Source organism: Burkholderia sp. MSMB1826, from assembly GCF_001526325.1.
Lineage (GTDB): Bacteria > Pseudomonadota > Gammaproteobacteria > Burkholderiales > Burkholderiaceae > Burkholderia.
Window position 1 is genome coordinate 70,143 of the sequence record NZ_LOYN01000038.1, and the last position, 20,133, is coordinate 90,275.

22 protein-coding genes are annotated in these 20,133 nt (G+C 67.5%); 9 read left to right on the top strand and 13 right to left on the bottom strand.

Annotated features, from left to right (window positions below):
• Nucleotides 1-109 precede the first annotated feature (109 nt).
• Together WS95_RS22690 and WS95_RS22695 are read right to left on the bottom strand one after the other, a co-directional pair.
• Nucleotides 110-667, bottom strand: coding sequence for a nucleotidyl transferase AbiEii/AbiGii toxin family protein (locus WS95_RS22690; protein ID WP_257139932.1), 558 nt, complete (start codon nucleotides 665-667; stop codon nucleotides 110-112).
• Between the two features lie 127 nt (nucleotides 668-794).
• Nucleotides 795-1,274 (bottom strand): helix-turn-helix domain-containing protein, encoded by a 480-nt coding sequence (locus tag WS95_RS22695; RefSeq protein ID WP_059826173.1) that lies wholly within the window; start codon nucleotides 1,272-1,274, stop codon nucleotides 795-797.
• Nucleotides 1,275-1,740: 466 nt separating this feature from the next.
• On the opposite strand from WS95_RS22695, the gene WS95_RS22700 reads away from it, so the two are divergent.
• Together WS95_RS22700 and WS95_RS22705 are read left to right on the top strand one after the other, a co-directional pair.
• Nucleotides 1,741-2,544: an ABC transporter substrate-binding protein gene (locus tag WS95_RS22700; RefSeq protein WP_059826177.1), complete on the top strand. Its 804-nt coding sequence runs from the start codon at nucleotides 1,741-1,743 to the stop codon at nucleotides 2,542-2,544.
• A 31-nt stretch (nucleotides 2,545-2,575) separates the two neighbouring features.
• The gene (locus WS95_RS22705) at nucleotides 2,576-3,424 is read left to right on the top strand and encodes a phytanoyl-CoA dioxygenase family protein (RefSeq protein WP_059826179.1); all 849 of its coding nucleotides are present in this window, start codon (nucleotides 2,576-2,578) and stop codon (nucleotides 3,422-3,424) included.
• Nucleotides 3,425-3,502: 78 nt separating this feature from the next.
• Here the strand turns inward: WS95_RS22705 and hutC are convergent, their stop codons facing one another.
• Together hutC and WS95_RS22715 are read right to left on the bottom strand one after the other, a co-directional pair.
• Nucleotides 3,503-4,240: a histidine utilization repressor gene (hutC, locus tag WS95_RS22710; RefSeq protein WP_059780171.1), complete on the bottom strand. Its 738-nt coding sequence runs from the start codon at nucleotides 4,238-4,240 to the stop codon at nucleotides 3,503-3,505.
• A gap of 31 nt (nucleotides 4,241-4,271) precedes the next feature.
• Nucleotides 4,272-4,814: a helix-turn-helix domain-containing protein gene (locus WS95_RS22715; RefSeq protein WP_059644440.1), complete on the bottom strand. Its 543-nt coding sequence runs from the start codon at nucleotides 4,812-4,814 to the stop codon at nucleotides 4,272-4,274.
• Between the two features lie 133 nt (nucleotides 4,815-4,947).
• Here WS95_RS22715 and WS95_RS22720 point away from each other — a divergent pair, with 133 nt between their 5' ends.
• From WS95_RS22720 to WS95_RS22730, 3 genes are read left to right on the top strand one after another with little or no spacing between them, the layout of a single operon-like run.
• Entirely contained in the window at nucleotides 4,948-5,730 is a 783-nt protein-coding gene (locus WS95_RS22720) for an aldolase (protein ID WP_059826182.1), read from the top strand.
• A 50-nt stretch (nucleotides 5,731-5,780) separates the two neighbouring features.
• A complete protein-coding gene (locus tag WS95_RS22725; protein ID WP_059826185.1) occupies nucleotides 5,781-6,677 on the top strand; it encodes a dihydrodipicolinate synthase family protein in 897 nt (298 codons plus the stop codon).
• A complete protein-coding gene (locus WS95_RS22730; RefSeq protein WP_059826189.1) occupies nucleotides 6,674-7,378 on the top strand; it encodes an MOSC domain-containing protein in 705 nt (234 codons plus the stop codon). Before WS95_RS22725 ends, WS95_RS22730 begins: the two co-directional genes overlap by 4 nt.
• Nucleotides 7,379-7,394: 16 nt before the next feature.
• Here the strand turns inward: WS95_RS22730 and WS95_RS22735 are convergent, their stop codons facing one another.
• Entirely contained in the window at nucleotides 7,395-8,156 is a 762-nt protein-coding gene (locus WS95_RS22735) for an SDR family oxidoreductase (RefSeq protein WP_034205884.1), read from the bottom strand.
• A 401-nt stretch (nucleotides 8,157-8,557) separates the two neighbouring features.
• Here WS95_RS22735 and WS95_RS22740 point away from each other — a divergent pair, with 401 nt between their 5' ends.
• From WS95_RS22740 to WS95_RS22750, 3 genes are all read left to right on the top strand, one after another.
• Entirely contained in the window at nucleotides 8,558-9,265 is a 708-nt protein-coding gene (locus WS95_RS22740; RefSeq protein ID WP_059826192.1) for a YceH family protein, read from the top strand.
• Between the two features lie 252 nt (nucleotides 9,266-9,517).
• Nucleotides 9,518-10,648: a 3-deoxy-7-phosphoheptulonate synthase gene (locus WS95_RS22745; RefSeq protein WP_034205886.1), complete on the top strand. Its 1,131-nt coding sequence runs from the start codon at nucleotides 9,518-9,520 to the stop codon at nucleotides 10,646-10,648.
• Between the two features lie 417 nt (nucleotides 10,649-11,065).
• Nucleotides 11,066-11,494 carry a PRC-barrel domain-containing protein gene (locus WS95_RS22750; protein ID WP_059826196.1) on the top strand — a complete coding sequence of 143 codons (429 nt, stop codon included), beginning with the start codon at nucleotides 11,066-11,068 and terminating at the stop codon, nucleotides 11,492-11,494.
• Between the two features lie 56 nt (nucleotides 11,495-11,550).
• Here the strand turns inward: WS95_RS22750 and WS95_RS22755 are convergent, their stop codons facing one another.
• From WS95_RS22755 to dapF, 8 genes are all read right to left on the bottom strand, one after another.
• Nucleotides 11,551-12,303 carry an SDR family NAD(P)-dependent oxidoreductase gene (locus WS95_RS22755; protein ID WP_059826198.1) on the bottom strand — a complete coding sequence of 251 codons (753 nt, stop codon included), beginning with the start codon at nucleotides 12,301-12,303 and terminating at the stop codon, nucleotides 11,551-11,553.
• Between the two features lie 40 nt (nucleotides 12,304-12,343).
• Entirely contained in the window at nucleotides 12,344-12,859 is a 516-nt protein-coding gene (locus WS95_RS22760; protein WP_034205889.1) for an Ohr family peroxiredoxin, read from the bottom strand.
• A 25-nt stretch (nucleotides 12,860-12,884) separates the two neighbouring features.
• On the bottom strand, nucleotides 12,885-13,640 hold the full coding sequence (locus tag WS95_RS22765) for an SDR family oxidoreductase (RefSeq protein WP_059826201.1): 756 nt from the start codon (nucleotides 13,638-13,640) through the stop codon (nucleotides 12,885-12,887).
• A gap of 205 nt (nucleotides 13,641-13,845) precedes the next feature.
• On the bottom strand, nucleotides 13,846-14,850 hold the full coding sequence (locus tag WS95_RS22770) for a LysR family transcriptional regulator (RefSeq protein WP_059826204.1): 1,005 nt from the start codon (nucleotides 14,848-14,850) through the stop codon (nucleotides 13,846-13,848).
• A 110-nt stretch (nucleotides 14,851-14,960) separates the two neighbouring features.
• Nucleotides 14,961-15,365 (bottom strand): cupin domain-containing protein, encoded by a 405-nt coding sequence (locus tag WS95_RS22775; protein ID WP_034205892.1) that lies wholly within the window; start codon nucleotides 15,363-15,365, stop codon nucleotides 14,961-14,963.
• A 63-nt stretch (nucleotides 15,366-15,428) separates the two neighbouring features.
• Complete coding sequence (locus tag WS95_RS22780) at nucleotides 15,429-15,908, bottom strand: carboxymuconolactone decarboxylase family protein (protein ID WP_059826207.1); 480 nt, start codon at nucleotides 15,906-15,908, stop codon at nucleotides 15,429-15,431.
• A gap of 179 nt (nucleotides 15,909-16,087) precedes the next feature.
• Nucleotides 16,088-16,975 carry an RNA polymerase sigma-70 factor gene (locus WS95_RS22785; protein WP_034205894.1) on the bottom strand — a complete coding sequence of 296 codons (888 nt, stop codon included), beginning with the start codon at nucleotides 16,973-16,975 and terminating at the stop codon, nucleotides 16,088-16,090.
• Nucleotides 16,972-17,781 (bottom strand): diaminopimelate epimerase, encoded by an 810-nt coding sequence (dapF, locus tag WS95_RS22790; protein ID WP_059826210.1) that lies wholly within the window; start codon nucleotides 17,779-17,781, stop codon nucleotides 16,972-16,974. Before dapF ends, WS95_RS22785 begins: the two co-directional genes overlap by 4 nt.
• 269 nt (nucleotides 17,782-18,050) lie before the next feature.
• Between dapF and WS95_RS22795 the strand changes: the two genes are divergently transcribed.
• Nucleotides 18,051-20,129, top strand: a complete 2,079-nt coding sequence (locus WS95_RS22795; RefSeq protein WP_034205896.1) for a carbon starvation CstA family protein — start codon at nucleotides 18,051-18,053, stop codon at nucleotides 20,127-20,129.
• Nucleotides 20,130-20,133 lie beyond the last annotated feature (4 nt).

The window sequence follows — 20,133 nt, forward strand, 5'->3', positions numbered from 1 at the left end:
ACTTTTAACATGGCCGCCCATCGCAGGCAATCGCGGTTTCGCCGGACCCGGCGGGGGGCGCGACGCCACGGGCGGCGGAGATCGGGTGGGGGCGGGAGGGGCGCAAGTCTTAGCGGGCGCGCGATTTTGGTTCGGGCGTGCTGTCGGGGAGTTTCCGCAGGAACGCTTCGGCCAGTTCGACGCAATAGTCGAACGATGGCGTGTAGTCGAGTGTCCGGATGGCGTCGAAGCGCGGCTGTACGAACGCGCGATGTTCGTTGAGCAGACGCAGAAACGTGTCGCGATGCCGAACGAGGAACGCACCGGCTTCCATCAGGCTTTCCGGCTCGCGCTCGATGACCACGCACAGGTCGAACAGATCCCGCGCGGTCGGACGATCGCCGCGATGCCACATTTTCTTGGCGACGATTTCCGCGGAAGTCTCCACCTTGACGACATGATTCATCAGCATCCATTCGTCGTAGCCGGGAGACGTCAGATTCCGGGAGACGACGAAGTCGATTTCGCCGTTGGGCAGCACCAGCTTCATGAAGCTGGCGTGTTCCTCGTAGTCCATCGTGATGTCGGACGCGGCGTCGCTGATGCGGGGATTCACGTACCCGAGATACTGCGGGTCGGGTACGAAGATGTCCACGTCCTTGCTGACGCGATGGCCGTGGCGCAGCATGAGAACCGTGCCCCACCGAACGTCCAGAACGGATTCGGCATGCCGTGCTTCCGTATCTCGTCGACCAGTGTCAGCGCGTGGCGAAAAAGACCCTGCCACGGTCCGTCGGGCAACGTGGATGGTGCGGTCATACCCATACCTCCCGATACAGATGGAGATCCTTCGACCACGCGGCAAGGTTTTTCCAGATGGTCCGAAGCGGGGTGCCCGAGCGCTCGGCGGCTTCCTCGGCCGCTTTCACGACGACAGGCAGCGGCACTTCGTCGAGGATGACGGAGAACTGCGATGCGTATCCTTCAGGAATCCGTCCGGTGGCCAATGCGTCGGCCAGCAGTCGTTCGGTCAATTCGCCCTTGTAGCTCACGTTCGCGCTCACGACGGCCTTGTGGAGACCGTTTTGAGCCTGCCGCGGCAGCGCCAGGAGTTCGATGCCGAGCACGCTGAGCAACGGGATGAGCTTGTTGATGCCGAGATCCTTCACCTTGCCGCTTTCGAGCTGGTTGATGGTAAGGCGAGACAGCCCGGCGAGCTTGGCAAGTTGGGCCTGCGTGAGATCGAGTTCGGCTCGCCGCCTAGCTATGGCCTGCCCGATTTCATAGAGTTGCATGTTCACCTCCCCACGCGGATTCGTCGCGCTTCAATGTAAGGTATATATTACATTTTCGACCGGGTTACTGCCTCCGAGGGAGTTTTCGAGGCGGTATAGGTCGCATCGTGATTTCGCTGAGGCACGCCTCGTTCGAGGCGCCGCTCAGATCGCATATATCGACATCATTGCCCCGTGGACATCCGGAAAAACGCCCGCTATGGGGGACGCGCGACGCACAGGGTAAACACCTGACAGTCCCGTAAATCAGCCATACATAAAGCGTCGCCCCGTCTTTCCGCGTCCGCTGGACCTCGATCCATCCTGTCTCCGCTTCCTTCCGCTTGCACTCGGAAATCTGGCGGTCTAGACTGCATCGCAGTTTCATCGAAGTCCCCGTCTTTCGCGCCTCGCACCGGCATGCCGTCGCGGCGCCTTCACCGGACGCCGGCGTCGCCCGCCGCGTCGAGACTTTCAAGGACACGCCATGAACCGTACCGCCAAGTTCCTCGTTACCGCGCTGGCGTTCGCGCCGCTCACGTCGTTCGCGCAGGACACGTCGACGATCCGCTGGGGTATCGATCCCACGTATCCGCCGTTCGAGGCGAAGCAGCCCGACGGCTCGCTCGCCGGTTTCGACATCGACCTGCGCAATGCGATCTGCGAGCAACTGCATGCGAAGTGCGTGTGGGTCGAGCAGGGCTTCGACGGGATGATCCCGGCGCTGCGCGCGCGCAAGTTCGACGTGATCATGTCCGCGATGACGGCCACCGACGAGCGGCTCAAGCAGATCGACTTCTCGAACAAGCTGTATGCGTCGCCGGGCGCGCTCGTCGCGCCGGTCGGCTCGAAGCTGCTGCCGACCGCCGCGTCGCTCGCCGGCAAGCGCGTCGGGATCGACCAGGGCACGACGCAGGAGGCGTACGCGAAGGCCGAATGGGCGACCAAGGGCGTGACGATCGTCTCGTACCAGAATCAGGACCAGGTGTATCAGGATCTCGTCAACGGCCGCCTCGACGCGACCTTCCAGGACAAGACGCAAGCCGGCTACTCGTTCCTGAAGACCCCGCGCGGCAAGGGCTACGCGTTCGCGGGCCCGGACGTGACCGACGTGCGGATCACCGGCTACGGCGTCGCGATGGGCATACGCAAGGGCGACGCCGACCTGAAGAAGCGGCTGAACGACGCGATCGCCGCGATTCGCGCGAACGGCACGTACCAGAAGATCGCCGCGAAATACTTCGACTTCGACATCTATGGTGCGAAGCAGCAACTGACTTCGACGCCGTGACCCCGTGACCCATTCGATCGACAGGTACACCATGACGAGTATCCAGGAGCGCGTCGCGCAAGCCGTGACGCCCGAACTGATCGCCGCGTTCCGCGACGAAGGCGCGGTCTGCATCAAGGGCATTTTTTCGCCCGACGAAGTGGCCGCGTTGCGGGCCGGCATCGACGCGAACCTCGCGCAGCCGAGCGAACGCGCGAAAGTCGCGAGCCGGCCCGACGATCCGGGCTGGTTCTTCGAGGATTTCTGCAACTGGCAGCACAACGACGCGTATCGCGACTTCATCGTGCGCTCGCCGGCGCCGTCGGTCGCCGCCGCGCTGATGGGCACGGACACCGTGCGGCTGCATCACGACCATCTGCTCGTGAAGGAGCCCGGCACGCGGCAGCGCACGCCGTGGCATCAGGACCAGCCGTACTACAACATCGAAGGCGACGACAACGTCAGCATGTGGATTCCGGTCGACCCGGTGCCGCTCGAATCGACGCTGGAATTCGTCGCCGGCTCGCATCGCGGGCCGTGGCTGATGCCGCGCACGTTCATGGACAAGGAGGCGAAGTGGTTCCCGGAAGGCAGCCTCGCCGATCTGCCCGACATCGAAGCCGACCGTGCGGCCTTCCCGATCCGCCGCTGGGCGCTCGAACCCGGCGACATGGTGTGCTTCCGGATGCTCACGCTGCATGCGTCGGGCGGCACGCGGAACCGCCGGCGCGCGTTCTCGATCCGCTTCGTCGGCGACGATGTCCGTCACGCGCCGCGCCGCTGGAAAACGTCGCCCGATTTTCCCGGGCTCGCGGAACAGCTGGCCGACGGCGCGCCGCTCGATCACCCGCTGTTTCCGGTCGTGTGGTCGCGCGAGGCGGGGCAGGTTGGCGCGATCTGACTCGACGTCACGAATGAACACGGCGGCCGTTTCGTGACGAAACGGCCGCCGTGCGCGTCGGGGGTGTGCGACGAAGGATCAGGTCGGGTGGCGCCCCGCGCCCGGCTTGAAGCGCGAGCCGAGCCGGTAGCGGTTGCCCGGATGCAGGAAGTGCACGAACGTGACGGGAAGCCCGTCCGTCCACGTGCGGCGCGTGAGCGTGAGGCACGGCTCGTCGGCGCGCATGTCGAGCAGCCGCGCCTGTTCGCCGGTGGGCAGCGACGCGTCGACGACGTGCTCGATTTCCAGTTCGTAGTGCGACACGTTGTTGTACAGGTACTCGGATGGCGGCTCGACCCGGAAATCCTGATCGATGAAGCCGGGCGCGGCAGCCGGATTCACGTAGCGATCCTCGAGCTGGATCGGGCGGCCGTTTTCCTCGTGCACGCACACCACGTGAAAGACCGGCGTATTGACCGGCAGGCCGAACGCGGCCGCGACGTCGAACGACGCGGGCTCGCGCGCCTGGCTGAGCACGCGGCAACGGTATTCGTGCCCGCGCGCACGGATCTCGTCGCGGATATGCGCGATCATCAGCAGGTTCGACTGCGGCTTCACCTCGGCGACGAACGTGCCGACGCCCGCGATGCGCTTCAGCACGCCTTCCTCGGTCAGCTCGCGCAGTGCGCGGTTGACCGTCATGCGCGCGACGCCGAACTGCGCGGCGAGATCGAGTTCGGACGGAATGCGGTCGCCGGGGCGCCAGTCGCCGGACTCGACGTTCTGGCGAACGAGCGTCTTGATCTGCTGGAACGGTGCGGTGGCCCTGGTGACCATCGGAAGATCCTTGCGCGAAGAAGTGACGAGGCTAGTCGTCGTGGCTGACGATGACCAGAATCTCCGCCTGCGCGGTGCCGAGGCTGCGCGTGCGGTGGGGAATGAGTGCGTTGAAATAGACTGAATCGCCGGCCCTGAGTTGCACCGTCTCGTTCGGAAATTCGATTTCGACCCGCCCCTTGTGCACGAACAGGAATTCCTCGCCTTCGTGCTCGCGGAACGTCGACGCGACGAATTCGTGCGGCGGATGCACGACGAACGGCAGCATCTTCTTCGGCGCGACCCCGGCCGCGATGCTCTCGAAACGGTGGGCGTGGCTGTCGGCCGCTGCACCCATCGCGGTGCGCTCGCCGGCGCGCGTGACCGTGATCAGCTCGCGGTTGCGGCTTTCCGAGAACAGTTGCTCGACGTCGACGTTCAGCGCCTTCGACAGCTTCAGCGCGACCGCGATCGACGGCACGCTCAGGCCGCGCTCGACCTTCGACAGGTAGCTCTTGGTGAGGCCGGTCTCGTCGGCCAGCACGTCGAGCGTCCAGCCTTTCTGTTTTCTGAGCAGCTTCAGGCGAATCGTCATGGGGGCGCCAAGTGTCCTTCGAAGAATCGATTGTAACGCATGACACAACGTGTCATTCGGTGTATTGTGTGTCATTCGCTCGGGGAAACGGCCGCGGACGGCGCGGCAGACCCGGTGCATTCAGGAGGCGAACATGGCGGAAACGCTGAATTTGACGAAGGAAGCGCTGGTCGCGCTGGCGGAGCGGCGCCTTGAAAACGAAGTGGGCGACAGCGGCTGGTCCGCGCGGCAAAAGCTCGCGCTGACGTGCCGGATCCTGTTCGACGCCGGCCACGACTCGGGCCTGGCCGGGCAGATCACCTGCCGCGCGGATGCGGCCGGCACCTACTACACGCAGCGGCTCGGGCTCGGCTTCGACGAGATCTCGGCCGAGAACCTGCTGCGCGTGAACGAGGATCTCGACGTCGTCGATGGCGAAGGCATTCCGAACCCGGCCAACCGGTTCCATACGTGGATCTATCGCGAGCGCCCGGACGTGAACTGCATCATCCACACGCATCCGGCGCATGTCGCGGCGCTGTCGATGCTCGAGCAGCCGCTCGTGGTGTCGCACATGGACACCTGCCCGCTGTACGACGATTGCGCGTTCCTGAAGGACTGGCCGGGCGTGCCGGTCGGCAACGAGGAGGGCGAGATCATCTCGAAGGCGCTCGGCAGCAAGCGCGCGATCCTGCTGTCGCATCACGGCCAGCTCGTGGTCGGCAAGACGATCGAGGAGGCGTGCATGCTCGCGCTGCTGATCGAGCGCGCCGCGAAGCTGCAACTGCTCGCGATGTCGGCTGGCGAGATCAAGCCGGTGCCGCCGGCGCTCGCGCGCGAAGCGCACGACTGGATCTCCAAGCCGAAGCGCGATGCGGTGACGTTCGACTACTATGCGCGCCGCGCGTTGCGGACGCATCGGGACTGCGTCGCATAAGCGGGCGTGTCGTTCCGCTCCTGTCAGACAATCATTGAGGAATACGAATCGTGACGATTCTGTTGAAGGGCATCATTGCCTACCCGGTTACGCCGTTCGCCGCCGACGGCGGCGTCGACCTGACAGCGCTCGATGCGCTGATCGAGCGCCTGATCGCCGACGGCGTTCACGCGATCGCGCCGCTGGGCAGTACCGGCGAAAGTGCCTACCTGTCCGATGCCGAATGGGAGGCCGTCGCCACCGCGTCGATTCGCGCGGTGCGCCGGCGCGTGCCGACCGTCGTCGGCATTTCCGATCTCACCACGGCGGGCGCGGTGCGCCGTGCCCGCTTCGCCGAGCAGGCCGGCGCCGATGCGGTGATGGTGCTGCCGGTGTCGTACTGGAAGCTCGGGAACGACGAGATCGTCGCGCACTACCGCGCGATCGGTGCAGCGATCGGCATCCCGATCATGCTGTACAACAACCCGGCGACGAGCGGCGTCGACATGTCGCCGGACCTGATCACGACGATCTGCCGCACCGTCGACAACGTGACGATGGTCAAGGAGAGCACCGGCGACATCGGCCGGATGCATCGGCTCGCGCAATTGAGCGACGGGACGATCCCGTTCTACAACGGCAGCAATCCGATGGCGCTCGCCGCGCTGGCCGCGGGCGCGGCCGGATGGTGCACGGCCGCGCCGAACCTGAATGCCGCGTTGCCGCTCGCGTTGTTCGACGCGATGCGCACCGGCGACCTCGCGCGCGCCCGATCGGTTTTTCACGCGCAGTTGCCGTTGCTGCAGTTCATCGTCAACGGCGGGTTGCCGGTGACCGTGAAGGCCGGGTTGAGGCTGCGCGGCTTCGACGCCGGCGAACCGAGGCGGCCGCTGCTGCCGCTCGGCGAAGCACGCACGCGCGAACTCGAACGACTGCTCGCGGCGCTGCCGGCCGGTGTGGCCGCATGAGCGACGACGCCCGGCCGGCGATCGCGGCCGCCATCGGCGCGGTGCGGATCGGCGCGAGCCGTCCGCTCGCCGGCACGCCGCACGCAAGCGCGATCGACAAGCAGCCGGTGGATGCACGCCTGTGGCTGGGCGCGCTCGGCTTCGCCGGCGACGCGCAGGCCGATGCGCGGCATCACGGCGGCCCCGACAAGGCCGTTCATCACTATGCGCACGATCACTATGCGTGGTGGGCCGGGCAGATCGGCGCGCGCGACGTGCTCGCCCGGCCGGGCGCGTTCGGCGAGAACCTGTCGACGCGCGGCATCACCGAGCACGACGTGTGTCTCGGCGACGTGTTCATGCTCGGCGGCGCGGTGCTCCAGGTGTCGCAGTCGCGGCAGCCGTGCTGGAAGCTCAACGCGCGTTTCGATCATCCGCGGATGGCGGCGCTCGTGCAGCAAAGCGGCCGGACCGGCTGGTACTACCGCGTGTTGCAGGAGGGCTGGGTGGTGGCGGGCGATGTGCTGGCGCTGCACGCGCGCCGCTACCCGCAATGGCCGCTGTCGACGGTGCTCGACGTGCTGTATCGACGCACGCTCGACATGGCCGCGCTCGATGCGCTGTGCGACGTGCCGTTGCTGCCGCCCGGCTGGCGCAGCATGCTGGAAAAGCGCCGGACGGCGCGGCAGGTCGAAGACTGGACGAAGCGGCTCGAAGGATGACGCGCCGCGTCCGATGCTACTTCGTCGGCAGGTTGCGCACGTCGGCCGTCGGCTCGTTGCCGAATGCGTCGCTCAGCGCATAGCCGATCAGTTGCCGGGCGGTTGCCTCGGGCGTCGCGAGCGCGCCACTCGACTTCAGCTCGTCGAATTTCTCGCGCATCGGGAAATCGTCTTTGCCGGTCGCGCGGATCGTGGCCTGCATGCCCGTGTCGACGACGCCCGGTGCGACGCTGCAGATGCGCAGCGCGCCGTTCGCGTCGAGCGCGACGGCGCGCGCATGGTGATCGAGCGCGGCCTTGGTCGCGCAGTAGACGCTCCAGCCCGCATACGCGTTGCGGGCCGCACCGCTCGACAGGTGCACGATCCGGCATTCGGTCGCGGCCGACGCGGCCTGTGCGAGCGCGGCCGACAACATCAGCGGCGCGGCGACGTTCAGGCCGACCGCGCGGGCGACGATCGCCGGGTCCTGCGCGGCGAGCGGGCCGATCGGATCGACGATGCCCGCGTTGTTGAACAGCAGCACGAGCGACGCGCCGTCGACGAAGCGGCGCAGGGTGTCGCCGGCCAGCCAGGTCGCGATGGTCTTCGAGTCCGACAGGTCGAGTTCGACTTCGGCGAAGCGCTCGCCGGCCTGCGACGCGAGCGACGGATGACGGCTGCGCGACACGCCGAGCACGGCGATGCCTTCCTGCAGCAGTTGTTCGGCGAGCGCCGCGCCGACGCCGCGCGTGTGTCCGGTGACGATGGCGCGCACGGGTGCGGGAGAAGATGCAGTCATGGTGGTGAACCGGTGAGGGCGTGAACGGGTTTGGCGAGCGGCGCGCGGCATGATGCAGCGCGTTCAACGCGAGCGATGAGTGGTATCGACGTGTGAAGGCCGCGCGCGGCGCCGCTGATATCGGGATGAACATCTATCGTAGCGCCGGCATGCGCATCGCGCAAACGCCTGGGCGTGCGCGAAGGACGAATCTGCGGCGCCGTGCACATGGGTCGCCGCGTCGTCGCCCGCTATCGGGCGCGCCGCTACGTCCGACGAAAGCCCGCTGTGGCGCGTGCGCGCACCGGTGCGGCGAGTGGCGCCGGGCCGCGCGTCGCGAGCTATCATATGGCTCGCCCGTGCGCGACGCCGGACGGGCCGCGACCGTTTCCCTTCACCTGCTGCACGCTGCGACGCCACTCATGAACACCACGCCGGATACGCCCACGCCCCGCGCTCTTCGCGAACTCACGCCTCTCGAGGCCCGCATTCTCGGCGTGCTCGTCGAGAAACAGCACACGGTGCCGGATACCTACCCGCTGTCGCTGAACGCGCTGACCGCGGGCTGCAACCAGAAAACCGCGCGCTCGCCGGTGATGAACGTCAGCGAGGACGAAGTCACGACCGCGCTCGACGGGCTGAAGCACTTGAGCCTCGTGATGGAGGGCAGCAGCAGCCGCGTGCCGCGTTTCGAGCACAACATGAACCGCGTACTCGGCATTCCGAGCCAGGCGATCGCGCTGTTGACGATCCTGTTGCTGCGCGGCCCGCAGACGGCCGCCGAGTTGCGCCTGAACAGCGCGCGCCTGCACGGCTTCGCGGATATCTCGTCGGTCGAGGCGTTCCTCGACGAACTCGCGGCGCGCGCGCAACCCCTCGTCGTCCGGCTGCCGCGTGCACCGGGCGCGCGCGAGAACCGCTGGATGCATCTGATGTGCGGCGCGGTGAACGTGGCCGATTTCGCGAGCGCGGATGCCGGCGGTGCGGAGGCTGTGCCGCCTTCCGAATTCGAAGCGCTGAAGGCCGAACAGAAACGCCTCGCGGATGAAGTGGCGCGGCTGAATGCGCTGGTTCGCCGGATGGCCGGCGAACTGGGGATCGACGTCGACGCGCAGGGCGACGCGGGCTGATCGCTTCCTGACGCAATGGCGGTGGTGCGCGCGCACCGCCGCGTCACTTCAGCGCGATGTCGTCGGCGGCCGTCTCGGGCGTGGAGCCGAGTCTGCGTTGACGCGCCACCCCTGTTCCGTGCGAACTTGTTCCGACAGGTCGTGGACGCTGCCATGCAGCGCGTCTTCGGCCGGCGTGTCGGCTGCTGCCTCGCCCGGGTGCCATAATCGAGCCTGCCCATCATTCCAGATAGACGTCCCCGGAGAATCGCCATGCAGAACCTCGACAATCCTTCCCACGATCGCGAGGTAGGCAGCGCCGACGCGACGCAGGACACCACGCGCATCGACGACGTCCGCATCGGCGCCGTGCGCCCGCTGATTTCCCCGGCGCTGTTGCTCGACGAACTGCCGGTGCCGGCCGCCACGCAGACGCTCGTCGAGGATACGCGCCGCGCGATCGGCGATATCCTGCACGGCCGCGACGACCGGCTGCTGCTCGTCGTCGGCCCGTGCTCGATCCACGATCACGACCAGGCGCTCGATTACGCGCGCCGCCTGAAGGTCGCCGCCGACGCGCTGAAGGACGACCTGCTGATCACGATGCGCGTCTACTTCGAGAAGCCGCGCACGACGGTCGGCTGGAAGGGGTACATCAACGATCCGCGTCTCGACGGCAGCTTCCGCATCAACGAAGGGCTGCGCGCCGCGCGGCAACTGCTGCTCGACATCAACGCGCTCGGCCTGCCGGCGTCGACCGAATTCCTCGATCTGCTGAGCCCGCAGTACATTGCCGACCTGATCGCGTGGGGCGCGATCGGCGCGCGCACGACTGAGAGCCAGAGCCATCGCCAGCTCGCGTCTGGCCTGAGCTGCCCGATCGGCTTCAAGAACGGCACCGACGGCGGCGTGCAGGTCGCGTCGGACGCGATCGTCGCCGCAGCCGCGAGCCATGCGTTCATGGGGATGACGAAGATGGGGATGGCCGCGATCTTCGAGACGCGCGGCAACGACGATGCGCACGTGATCCTGCGCGGCGGCAAGAACGGACCGAACTACGATGCGGCGCACGTCGAAGCGAGCTGCGCGGTGCTGCGCAAGGCCGGCCTGCGCGAGCAGGTGATGGTCGATTGCTCGCATGCGAACTCGAACAAGTCGCACGAGCGGCAGATCGAGGTGGCGCAGGATCTCGCGCGGCAACTGTCGCAGGGCGAGCACCGGATCGTCGGCGTGATGGTGGAGAGCCATCTCGAGGCCGGCCGCCAGGATCTGAAGCCGGGCGTGCCGTTGCAGTACGGCGTGTCGATCACCGATGCGTGCCTGAGCTGGACGCAGACGGAGCCGGTGCTCGACGTGCTGGCGGAGGCGGTGCGGCATCGCAGGGTGTATTCGCGCAATGCGTGACGCAGCGGCGCGGCGGCGTGCCGGCCACCGCGTCGTTCGGCGCGCCGCGAAGATCGGGTGGCCGTCTGCGAGGTTGTCCTGATCGACGGGCCGCGGCGTCATTTTTTCGTGCCGCGCGCCCGTCCGTTCTGCGTGATCTTTGATCCCGATCCGGTTCGCCCTACCTGCTGCATCGCACTCCGAACGCACGATCCGTCGTTTGCCGCTACCATGAACGCCGTGTTGCACGCTGCGGCCCGGCCATGTCGGTCCGCCACGCACACACGCCGTGGCGGCGCGGTCGGCCGCCACGCGACTGACGAAGCGCGGGGCGGCCATCCGCGGGGCGGCCACCCGCAGGGTGCTCACCGATCGGCCGTTGCACCCGTGTCGCTTCGTTCCCGGAATCCACAACAACCGAACCGGAGTGCAACGCATATGAAGTTCTACAAGACCCTCCTCGTAGCAACCGTCCTCGCCTCGAGCGTCGGCGCGCACGCGCAGATCGCGGGCGCGCAGCCGATCAGCGTGACCGTCGAGCAATCGCAGGCGCTGCTCGAAGGCTGGAGCGTGAAGAAGAGCGTGCTCGGCAAGACCGTGTACAACGACGAGAACCAGAAAGTCGGTAAGGTCCGCGACCTGATCGTCGCGCCGGACGGCTCGGTGTCGGCCGCGATCGTGTCGGCCGGCGGCTTCCTCGGCGTGGCCGCGCACGACGTCGCGGTGCCGATCGCGTCGCTCGACGTGCGCAACGGCAACATCTATCTGCCCGGTGCGACCAAGGAGGCGCTGAAGGCCACGCCGGCGTTCCAGTACGCGAAGGTGCCGTCGCCGCCGAAGCCGAAGAAGCTCGACGAAAAGCACTGATCTGCCACCTCGCGCGGCACGCGTCGTCCGTCGCGTGCCGCGCGTTCTCGCGACGGTCAGGTTGCGTCGAGTCCGCCGTCGACCGTGATCACCTGCCCCGTCATCCATGCCGCCTGCGGCGATGCGAGCGACACGATCCAGTTCGCGACGTCCGCGGGCTCGCCGCGCCGGCCAAGCGGAATGCGCGCGCGCTCCTGCGCCTTGATCGCTTCGATCTCGGGTGCCGACAGCTTCATCCGTTCCGACAGGAAGTCCGTTTCCGTCGGACCCGCCGCGACGGCGTTCACGCGTACGCCCGCCGATGCGAGCTCGAGCGCCCAGCAGCGCGTCAGATGCTCGAGCGCGGCCTTGCTCGCCGCATAGTGCGACAACAGCGCCGCGGCCTTGTGTCCGAACGTGCTCGACACGTTGACGATGCTGCCGCGGGCTGCTTTCAGGTGCGGCAACGCGGCGGTCGCGAGCATCGACGGTCCGAGCGTATTGACCGAGAAGATCGCACTGATCGCTTCGAAGGTAGCCTGCTCGAGCGGCAGGATTGCACCCGCGCCCGCATTGTTGACCAGCACGTCGAGCCGCCCCGCCAGGGCGACCGCTTCGTCGATCGTGCGCGCGGCGTCGGCCGGATCGCCGGCATCCGCGACCACGTAGTCGATGCCCGGCGCGCTGCGCGCGGCTGCGGACAGCGCATCTTCGCGGCGGCCCGTGATGACGACGCGCGCGCCTTCGCGTGCGAACGCGACGGCCGCTGCCAGCCCGATGCCGGCACCGCCGCCGGTAATGAGGACCACCTTGTTGTCGAATGACTGCATGACTTTCTCGTGAAGACGATGAGTTGAATGTGCGTGCCGTTTAGCGTTCGGGCGCATCGTCCGCCGGCGCGAGCGCCACGACGTGGCTGATTCCCTCGTGCGCCATCTTCGTGTACGGACAGAAACGCTCCGTATTGCGGACGAGTTCTTCCGCCACCGCGCGTTCGACGCCCGGCAACTGCACGCGAATGTTCGCGTTCAGCATGAACAGCCCGTCCATCGGATCGCGACAGAAGTCGATCGATGCGGATACCGATGCGCCGGCGATCGACACGCCTGCCCGTGCAGCCAGCAGGCTCAGCGCGCCGTGAAAGCACGCCGCATAGCTGGCGGCGAACAACTGCTCCGGGTTCGGACCGTCGCCGGGCCCGCCCAGCGCGGACGGCAGGCGCAGCTCGATGTCCAGGCGTCCGTCGTCGGAACGGGCGACGCCCGATGCGCGGCCGTGCTCGGCCGCCCCGCCCGTGACGGTCACCGTCGTCGAGTACAGCGTCTGCGGTTCCCGTCCGCGATACCGGTCGAGCAGCGACAGCGGCGGAGGGCGCAGCGGCGTCATGGCGTGGGTGATCCGGCTGCGGCGTTCAGCGCACGAGCGCGTTCTGCCGGGACCATGCGTCGAAGGTCGTCGTGCCGAGGCGTGCACCGGGCGCCGGCACGAGCGTGTCGTCCTGCAGCAGCGCGCCGAAGTAGTCGGCGCCCGCATCGCGCGTCACCGTCCGCGCGTCGTGCGTGGCCGCCAGGAAACGCTCGACCAGATCCGCGATCCGCACGCGCTCGGGGCCGCCGATCTCGGCGATGCCGTTGCGCGGCGCGTCGAGCGCGAAGTCGGTCACGGCGGCCGCGACGTCGTCCGATGCGATCGGCTGGAAGTGCGCGGTGGTCAACCGGACCGTGTCGCCTTGCGTGCCAGCCTGCGCGATCGCCCCGACGAATTCGAAGAACTGCGTCGAGCGCACGATCGTGTACGGCACGCCTGCATCGCGGATCAGGTTTTCCTGAATGATCTTGCCGCGGAAATACGCGCTCTGCTGCAGCCGGTCGGTGCCGACCACCGACAGCGCGACGTGATGGCGCACGCGGGCCGCGCGCTCCGCGGCGAACAGGTTGCGCCCCGACGCCTCGAAGAAGGCCTTCACGGCCGCTTCCTCGAACGACGGCGAATTCGCGAGATCGACGACGACTTCCGCGCCGGCGAGCGCGTCGTCCAGTCCCGTGCCCGTGATCGTATCGACGCCGGTCGACGGCGCGGCCGCCACCGCGTCGTGGCCGCGTGCGACCAGGTTCCTGACGACCTTGCTGCCGATGAGGCCGGTACCGCCAATCACGACGATTTTCACGATTGCTCTCCTTGAACGGGCGCGCGACATGCACGCCGCTTGAACCTGCCGAAACCGGCGACCGTCGCGCTCGCGCGACCGGGCCGGTATCTTGCCGAACGGCGCAGCGCCGTACTCGCGTGCGTGTCGAACAGCCCGCATCGTAGGCATGCGCCGCGTGATCCGGTAGAGGCCTGCAAGCCCTCACCGTGTTGCTGCGAATGCATCAATCGATCGTCTCCAGCGGCGCCATCGTCGTCATCGTGGCCGGGCACTGCAGGTCGCGCGCACGCGTCTGTTCGATCATGTAGTCGATGAACACGCGGATGCGCGTGGGCAGGTGCTTGCGGCTCAGGTAGCAGAGGTAGTGTCCGCCGTCGTCCGGCGCATGCTGGCCGAGACAGCTCACCAGCCGGCCGTCGGCGAGCAGGTCGCACACCTGATACGCCGGCAGTTGCGCGATGCCGAGCCCGTCGAGCGCCGCGCGCACGACGAGGTCGATGTCGTTGAACGTGTGATGCGCGGCGACCTGACGCTGCTGCGTCAGTCCGTCGATCCTGAATTCCCATTCCGTCACGCGGCCCGACGCGGTGCACAGGTTGATGCAGCGATGCCGGGCGAGATCGTCGACGTGGCGCGGCAAGCCGTGCCGGTGCGCGTACGACGGCGACGCACAGACGATCATCTGCATCGGAATCAGCCGGCGCGCGACGATCGCGCTGTCCTCCATGCGGCCGTCGCGAAACGCGACGTCGATGCGGTCGGCGGAGAAATCGGCCGGCCGGTCGTTCAGCAGCAGGTCGAGCGTGATGTCCGGATACCGCGCATGGAAATCGCGCAGCAGCGGCGCGACGACCTTGCGGCCGAAGCCCGGGGTCGAGCCGACGCGCAGGTGTCCGCTCGGCGGCCCGCTGCGCAGCTCGCGCATGTCCTCGAGCGCCTGCGCCAGATGCTCGATGCCGGGCCGGCAGTTTTCGTAGAAAAGCTCGCCTTCGCGCGTCAGCGACACGCTGCGGGTCGTGCGCTGGAACAGGCGTGCGTCGAGCCGGTCCTCGAGCCGTTGCACGTGGCGGCTGACGGACGAGCGGCCGACGCCGAGGCGATCGGCGGCGCGCGCGAAGCTGCCTTCGGTGACGACGGCCAGAAAGGTGACCACGCCGGCATAGCAGGTCGAGAAGCTGCGCGCGAACGGATCGTCGGCATCGGGGCGGCGAATGGAGGTGTCGGGCATGGAGGCGCTGGAATCGTGGTGTCCGTATGCGACTAGACGTTTCAGCGCTGCTGCCTGTGACACCGCCCGCCGCATTTTTTCAAACAGGGTGCGGGCGACGTGCGAGCCGGCTATTTTTCCGGCACGAGCACGGGTGCGCCCTTGTCCTTCAACAGCAGCACGATGAACTTCGCGGGCCGGGTCCGGCTCGCGTTGCGTCCGACCGTGTGCAAGTCGTTCGGGCCCTCGTAGAAGGTGTCGCCCGGCTTCAGCGTGACGGGCTCGCCGCCCTTCACCTGCATCACGATCGAACCCTCGACCACATAGACGAACGCGTCGGCGTGGTGGCGGTGGACGGGATCGACCGCGCCGGGCGGATACTCGACCGAGATCATCAGCGCTTCCTTGCCCGGGTACGCGTCGAGCGGCTTCGTCATCAGCGGCGTGACGATGGCCGAGGGCGCCGCGCGAGCGGCGCCGGTCGCGGCGCCCGCGACGACGAGCGCGGACGCGATCACGTGTGTCATGCGAATCATGGTGGTGGCTTCCGGTGGGCCGCCGGCCGAGGGCCGGCAGCGAAGGAGGGTGGCGGGCGGCCGTCAGGCGAGATTCGCCTTGTCGAGGCCGAACGCCTTGTCGGACGAGCCCGGCACGGTCCGGAACGCGACGTTCGCGCGGTTCCAGCCGTTGATCGCCATCACTTCGAACGTCAGGTCGGACAATTCCTTTTCGGAGAACTGGCCGCGCACGCGCTCGTAGAGGTCGTCCGGTACGCCGTGCTCGGGCAGTGTCGTCAGGACTTCGGTCCACGCGAGCGCGGCCCGCTCGCGCGGCGAGAAGAGCGTCGATTCGCGCCACGTCGCCAGATGGTGCAGGCGCAGCTCGCGCTCGCCGTGGATGCGCGCTTCCTTCACGTGCATGTCGACGCAGAACGCGCAGCCGTTGATCTGGGATGCTCGGAGCGACACGAGATCCCGGATCGATTCCTCGATCGCGCCGTTGCGCAGTTGGTTGCTGAGTTCGAGGAATTTCCTGAACAGCTCGGGCGACTGTTGAATGTAGTTGATACGCTGCGTCATGATTTCTCCTGGCGACGAAGAGGCTGGCCCGCGCTGCGCGGGTGTCGTGGGCGGCAGGGCGCCGCGCGAAATCATCTTAGGAGGGTGCGCCGGTGCGCGGTAGCCACGCACGGGGACGCATCGTGTTGCGCGCGCTGCACCAATCCGCGCTCGACCGCGGCCGGCGCGCGATGCACGCGTCAGCCGGCGGCGCAGGCAGCCGCGATCCGGGCGAGCTTGTCGGGGTTGCGCTGCACGAGAATCCGGCCGATGCGCGTACCGTCGGTCTCGAACGCCATCGCCGCTTCGAGCCGCCCGTCGATGAAGCGCAGCAGCGCCCACTGGCCGTTGAGCACGACCGGCCGCATCTCGACACCGCTGCCGCAGCGCAACCACGTCGCATAGAACAGTTGGGCGATGCGCCGGCCGCCGACCATCGGTTTCGGGAAGCTCTGGACGTGACCGCCGCCGTCGCCGATCAGCATCGCATCTTCGGCGAGCAGCGCCTGGATCGACGGGAAGTCGCCTCGTGCCAGCGCCTGCGTGAACGTCTGCAGCAGCCGGCGATGCGTTTCGTGCGGCACCGCATGCCGCGGCAGGGTATCGTCGCGCAGCCGCGCCCGGGCCCGGCTGACGAGCTGCCGGCACGCGGCTTCGGTCTTGCCGATCGCGTCGGCGATCCGGTCGTAGTCGAACTCGAAGATTTCATGCAGCAGGAACGCCGCGCGCGCTTCCGGCGTCAGCCGTTCGAGCAACAGCAGGTACGCCACCGACACGTCGTTCGCGCGCTCCGTCATTTCCTCGGGCGTCGCGGGCGATTCGCCGAGCTCCGGTTCGGGCAGCCAGATACCCGTATAGTGCTCGCGCCGGAGCTTCGCCGCGCGCAGGCGATCGATCGACGTGCGCGTCGTGACCGCGACGAGCCACGCCTCGGCGTTCTCGATGCTGTCGCGCGCCGCGTCGTGCCAGCGCAGCCACACGTCCTGCACGATGTCCTCGGCATCCGCGACGGAACCGAGCATCCGGTACGCGATCTTCTGCAGGCGCGGGCGCAGCGCGTGGAAAGTTCGTGCGTCGTCGGGCGTCACAGCCACACTCCGTCGAACCCGAACGTCACCGGCCCGCTCAGGAACGCGCTGCCTGCGCCGTGCCATCGAACGGTGACGTCGCCGCCGTCGCACGTCACCCGCACGGTGTCGTCGAGCAGCCCGCGCCGGACGCCGTTGACCACCGCGCCGCACGAACACGAGCCGGAGCCGAGCGGCACGCCGCCGCCGCGTTCCCAGATACGTAGACGGACATGCGTGCGGCTGAGGACCTGCACGAAATGGACGTTGGTCTTCAGTGGAAACAGCGGATGCGCTTCGATCGGCGGGCCGAGCGCTTCGATGTCGAGCGCAGCGACGTCGTCGACGAAGAACGTGCAGTGCGGATTGCCCATGCTGCAGGCGGCCGGCGCACCGGGCAGCGGCAGCGCGAGCGTGTCGACGGCTTCCGAGAGTGGCACGTCCTGCCAGCCGAGCCGCGGCGCGCCCATTTCGACCTCGATCAGCCCATCCGCCCCCTGCGCACAGTGCAGGCGCCCGCGATTCGTGCGCAGCATGACCGACGCCGCGCCGGTTTCCCGCATCAGCTTCCATGCGACGCCGCGCGTCGCGCTGCCGCAGGTATCGAGCGCCGAGCCGTCGGGATTCCAGAACGCGACGCGCGCGGCTGCGTCGTCGTCGTTCGAGATCGCCGCGAGCTGGTTGAAGCCGATGCCGCGACGCCGGTCGCCCATGCGCCGCACGAGGTCGCGATCGATGCGCTGCGCGGGATCGTGTTCCCGGCCGCGCAGGTCGACGATGACGAAGTCATCGCCATTCGCGTTCATCTTCTGAAATCCGATCGGCATGGCGGTTCCGGAATGGAGGCAGGCAAATACTGTACGTGGCTCGCCGGTCGCGGGCAATCGCGGCCTGACGGCATGCAGGCGCCACGCATCTACGTAATTCTACGTAGATCCTCATACGTAGTTATCCGCTTGTAAGGGGCCCCCGTCGCGCGGAATACTACGGCCCATCGCCGCGGTCTCTGCGAGGCCGCGGCACGACGCATCGACGTCACGCGGGTTCGGCCTCTCGCCGCATCCACTCAAAAACACATTGGAGACCAGGAGACGCCATGAATCGGGCTTCCAGTACCCTGCTCTGGATCGCGGTCGCGCTGCTCGGCGCGTTCGCATTCGGCACGATCGCGCTTGCACACGGCGAGCGCGTCAGTGCCCTCTGGATCGTGATCGCCGCAGTCTGCGTGTATCTGATCGCGTATCGCTTCTACAGCCGTTTCATCGCCAGCAAGGTCATGCAGCTCGACGGGCTGCGGATGACGCCGGCGGTCAAGTACAACGACGGCCTCGACTACGTGCCGACCAACAAGTACGTGCTGTTCGGCCATCACTTCGCCGCGATCGCCGGCGCCGGGCCGCTGGTCGGCCCCGTGCTCGCCGCGCAGATGGGCTACACGCCCGGCATGCTGTGGATCCTGGCCGGCGTCGTGTTCGCCGGCGCGGTGCAGGACTTCATCGTGCTGTTCATCTCGACGCGCCGCGACGGCCGCTCGCTCGGCGACCTCGTCAAGATGGAACTCGGCACGGTGCCCGGCGTGATCGCGCTGTTCGGCGCGTTCCTGATCATGGTGATCATCCTCGCGGTGCTCGCGCTGATCGTCGTGAAGGCGCTGACCAATTCGCCGTGGGGTACGTTCACCGTCGCCGCGACGATTCCGATCGCGCTGTTCATGGGCGTCTATACGCGCTTCATCCGTCCGGGCCGCATCGGCGAAGTGTCGATCATCGGCTTCGTGCTGCTGATGGCGTCGATCGCGTTCGGTCAGCACGTGCACGATTCGCCGACCCTCGCCGCGTGGTTCACGTTCAGCGGCACGCAGCTCACGTGGATCCTGATCGGCTACGGCTTCGTCGCGTCGGTGCTGCCGGTGTGGCTGCTGCTCGCGCCGCGCGACTACCTGTCGACGTTCCTGAAGATCGGCACGATCCTCGGCCTAGCGATCGGCATCCTGGTCGTCGCACCGGAGCTGAAGATGCCCGCGCTGACGAAGTTCGTCGACGGCACCGGCCCCGTGTGGTCGGGCAACCTGTTCCCGTTCCTGTTCATCACGATCGCGTGCGGCGCGGTGTCGGGCTTCCACGCGCTGATCTCGTCGGGCACGACGCCGAAGCTGATCGACAACGAAACCAACGCGCGCTTCATCGGTTATGGCGCGATGCTGATGGAATCGTTCGTCGCGATCATGGCGCTGGTGGCCGCGTGCGTGATCGAGCCGGGCATCTACTTCGCGATGAACGCACCGGCCGCCGTGCTCGGCTCGACGCCGGAAGCCGTCGCGAACACCGTCACGCAATGGGGCTTCGTGCTGACGCCCGACATGCTCACGCAGACCGCGAAGGCCGTCGGCGAAACGACGATCATCGCGCGCGCGGGCGGCGCGCCGACGCTGGCCGTCGGCATGGCGCACATCCTGCACCAGGTGATCGGCGGCGAAGCGATGATGGCGTTCTGGTATCACTTCGCGATCCTGTTCGAGGCGCTGTTCATCCTGACGGCCGTCGATGCGGGCACGCGTGCGGGCCGCTTCATGCTGCAGGACCTGCTCGGCACGTTCCACCCGGCGCTCAAGCGCACCGAGTCGCTGCCCGCGAACCTCGTCGCCACCGCGCTGTGCGTGGCCGCGTGGGGCTACTTCCTGTACCAGGGCGTGGTCGATCCTCTCGGCGGCATCAACACGCTGTGGCCGCTGTTCGGCATCTCGAACCAGATGCTCGCCGCGATCGCGCTGGTGCTCGGCACCGTCGTGCTGTTCAAGATGAAGCGCGAGCGCTATGCATGGGTGACGATCGTGCCGACCGCATGGCTGCTGATCTGCACGCTGACGGCCGGCTGGCAGAAGATTTTCGACGCGAATCCGAAGGTCAGCTTCCTCGCGCACGCCGCGAAGCTGCAGGCCGCGGTGGACGAAGGCAAGGTGCTCGCGCCGGCGAAGTCGATCGCGCAGATGAAGCGGATCATCTTCAACGACTACATCGATGCGGCGCTGGCCGGGCTGTTCATCTTCGTCGTGGTCAGCATCGCGGTATACGGGCTGATCGCCGTGCTGCGCGCGCGCCGCGAAGCGAAGCCGACCGTGCGCGAGACGCCGTACGAAGCGATGCCGGCCGCGCAGGCGCTCGGCAGCGGACGATAACGGG

Bases quoted from the DNA above. Each gene is read 5' to 3' on its own strand.
- dapF (WP_059826210.1), bottom strand. From the start codon at position 17,781: ATGCCGATCGGATTTCAGAAGATGAACGCGAATGGCGATGACTTCGTC.
- WS95_RS22705 (WP_059826179.1), top strand. From the start codon at position 2,576: ATGACGAGTATCCAGGAGCGCGTCGCGCAAGCCGTGACGCCCGAACTG.
- WS95_RS22795 (WP_034205896.1), top strand. From the start codon at position 18,051: ATGAATCGGGCTTCCAGTACCCTGCTCTGGATCGCGGTCGCGCTGCTC.
- WS95_RS22695 (WP_059826173.1), bottom strand. From the start codon at position 1,274: ATGCAACTCTATGAAATCGGGCAGGCCATAGCTAGGCGGCGAGCCGAA.
- WS95_RS22745 (WP_034205886.1), top strand. From the start codon at position 9,518: ATGCAGAACCTCGACAATCCTTCCCACGATCGCGAGGTAGGCAGCGCC.
- WS95_RS22735 (WP_034205884.1), bottom strand. From the start codon at position 8,156: ATGACTGCATCTTCTCCCGCACCCGTGCGCGCCATCGTCACCGGACAC.
- WS95_RS22760 (WP_034205889.1), bottom strand. From the start codon at position 12,859: ATGACGCCGCTGCGCCCTCCGCCGCTGTCGCTGCTCGACCGGTATCGC.
- WS95_RS22715 (WP_059644440.1), bottom strand. From the start codon at position 4,814: ATGACGATTCGCCTGAAGCTGCTCAGAAAACAGAAAGGCTGGACGCTC.
- WS95_RS22750 (WP_059826196.1), top strand. From the start codon at position 11,066: ATGAAGTTCTACAAGACCCTCCTCGTAGCAACCGTCCTCGCCTCGAGC.
- WS95_RS22780 (WP_059826207.1), bottom strand. From the start codon at position 15,908: ATGACGCAGCGTATCAACTACATTCAACAGTCGCCCGAGCTGTTCAGG.
- hutC (WP_059780171.1), bottom strand. From the start codon at position 4,240: ATGGTCACCAGGGCCACCGCACCGTTCCAGCAGATCAAGACGCTCGTT.
- WS95_RS22755 (WP_059826198.1), bottom strand. From the start codon at position 12,303: ATGCAGTCATTCGACAACAAGGTGGTCCTCATTACCGGCGGCGGTGCC.
- WS95_RS22775 (WP_034205892.1), bottom strand. From the start codon at position 15,365: ATGATTCGCATGACACACGTGATCGCGTCCGCGCTCGTCGTCGCGGGC.
- WS95_RS22700 (WP_059826177.1), top strand. From the start codon at position 1,741: ATGAACCGTACCGCCAAGTTCCTCGTTACCGCGCTGGCGTTCGCGCCG.
- WS95_RS22720 (WP_059826182.1), top strand. From the start codon at position 4,948: ATGGCGGAAACGCTGAATTTGACGAAGGAAGCGCTGGTCGCGCTGGCG.
- WS95_RS22690 (WP_257139932.1), bottom strand. From the start codon at position 667: ATGCTGCGCCACGGCCATCGCGTCAGCAAGGACGTGGACATCTTCGTA.
- WS95_RS22740 (WP_059826192.1), top strand. From the start codon at position 8,558: ATGAACACCACGCCGGATACGCCCACGCCCCGCGCTCTTCGCGAACTC.
- WS95_RS22730 (WP_059826189.1), top strand. From the start codon at position 6,674: ATGAGCGACGACGCCCGGCCGGCGATCGCGGCCGCCATCGGCGCGGTG.
- WS95_RS22770 (WP_059826204.1), bottom strand. From the start codon at position 14,850: ATGCCCGACACCTCCATTCGCCGCCCCGATGCCGACGATCCGTTCGCG.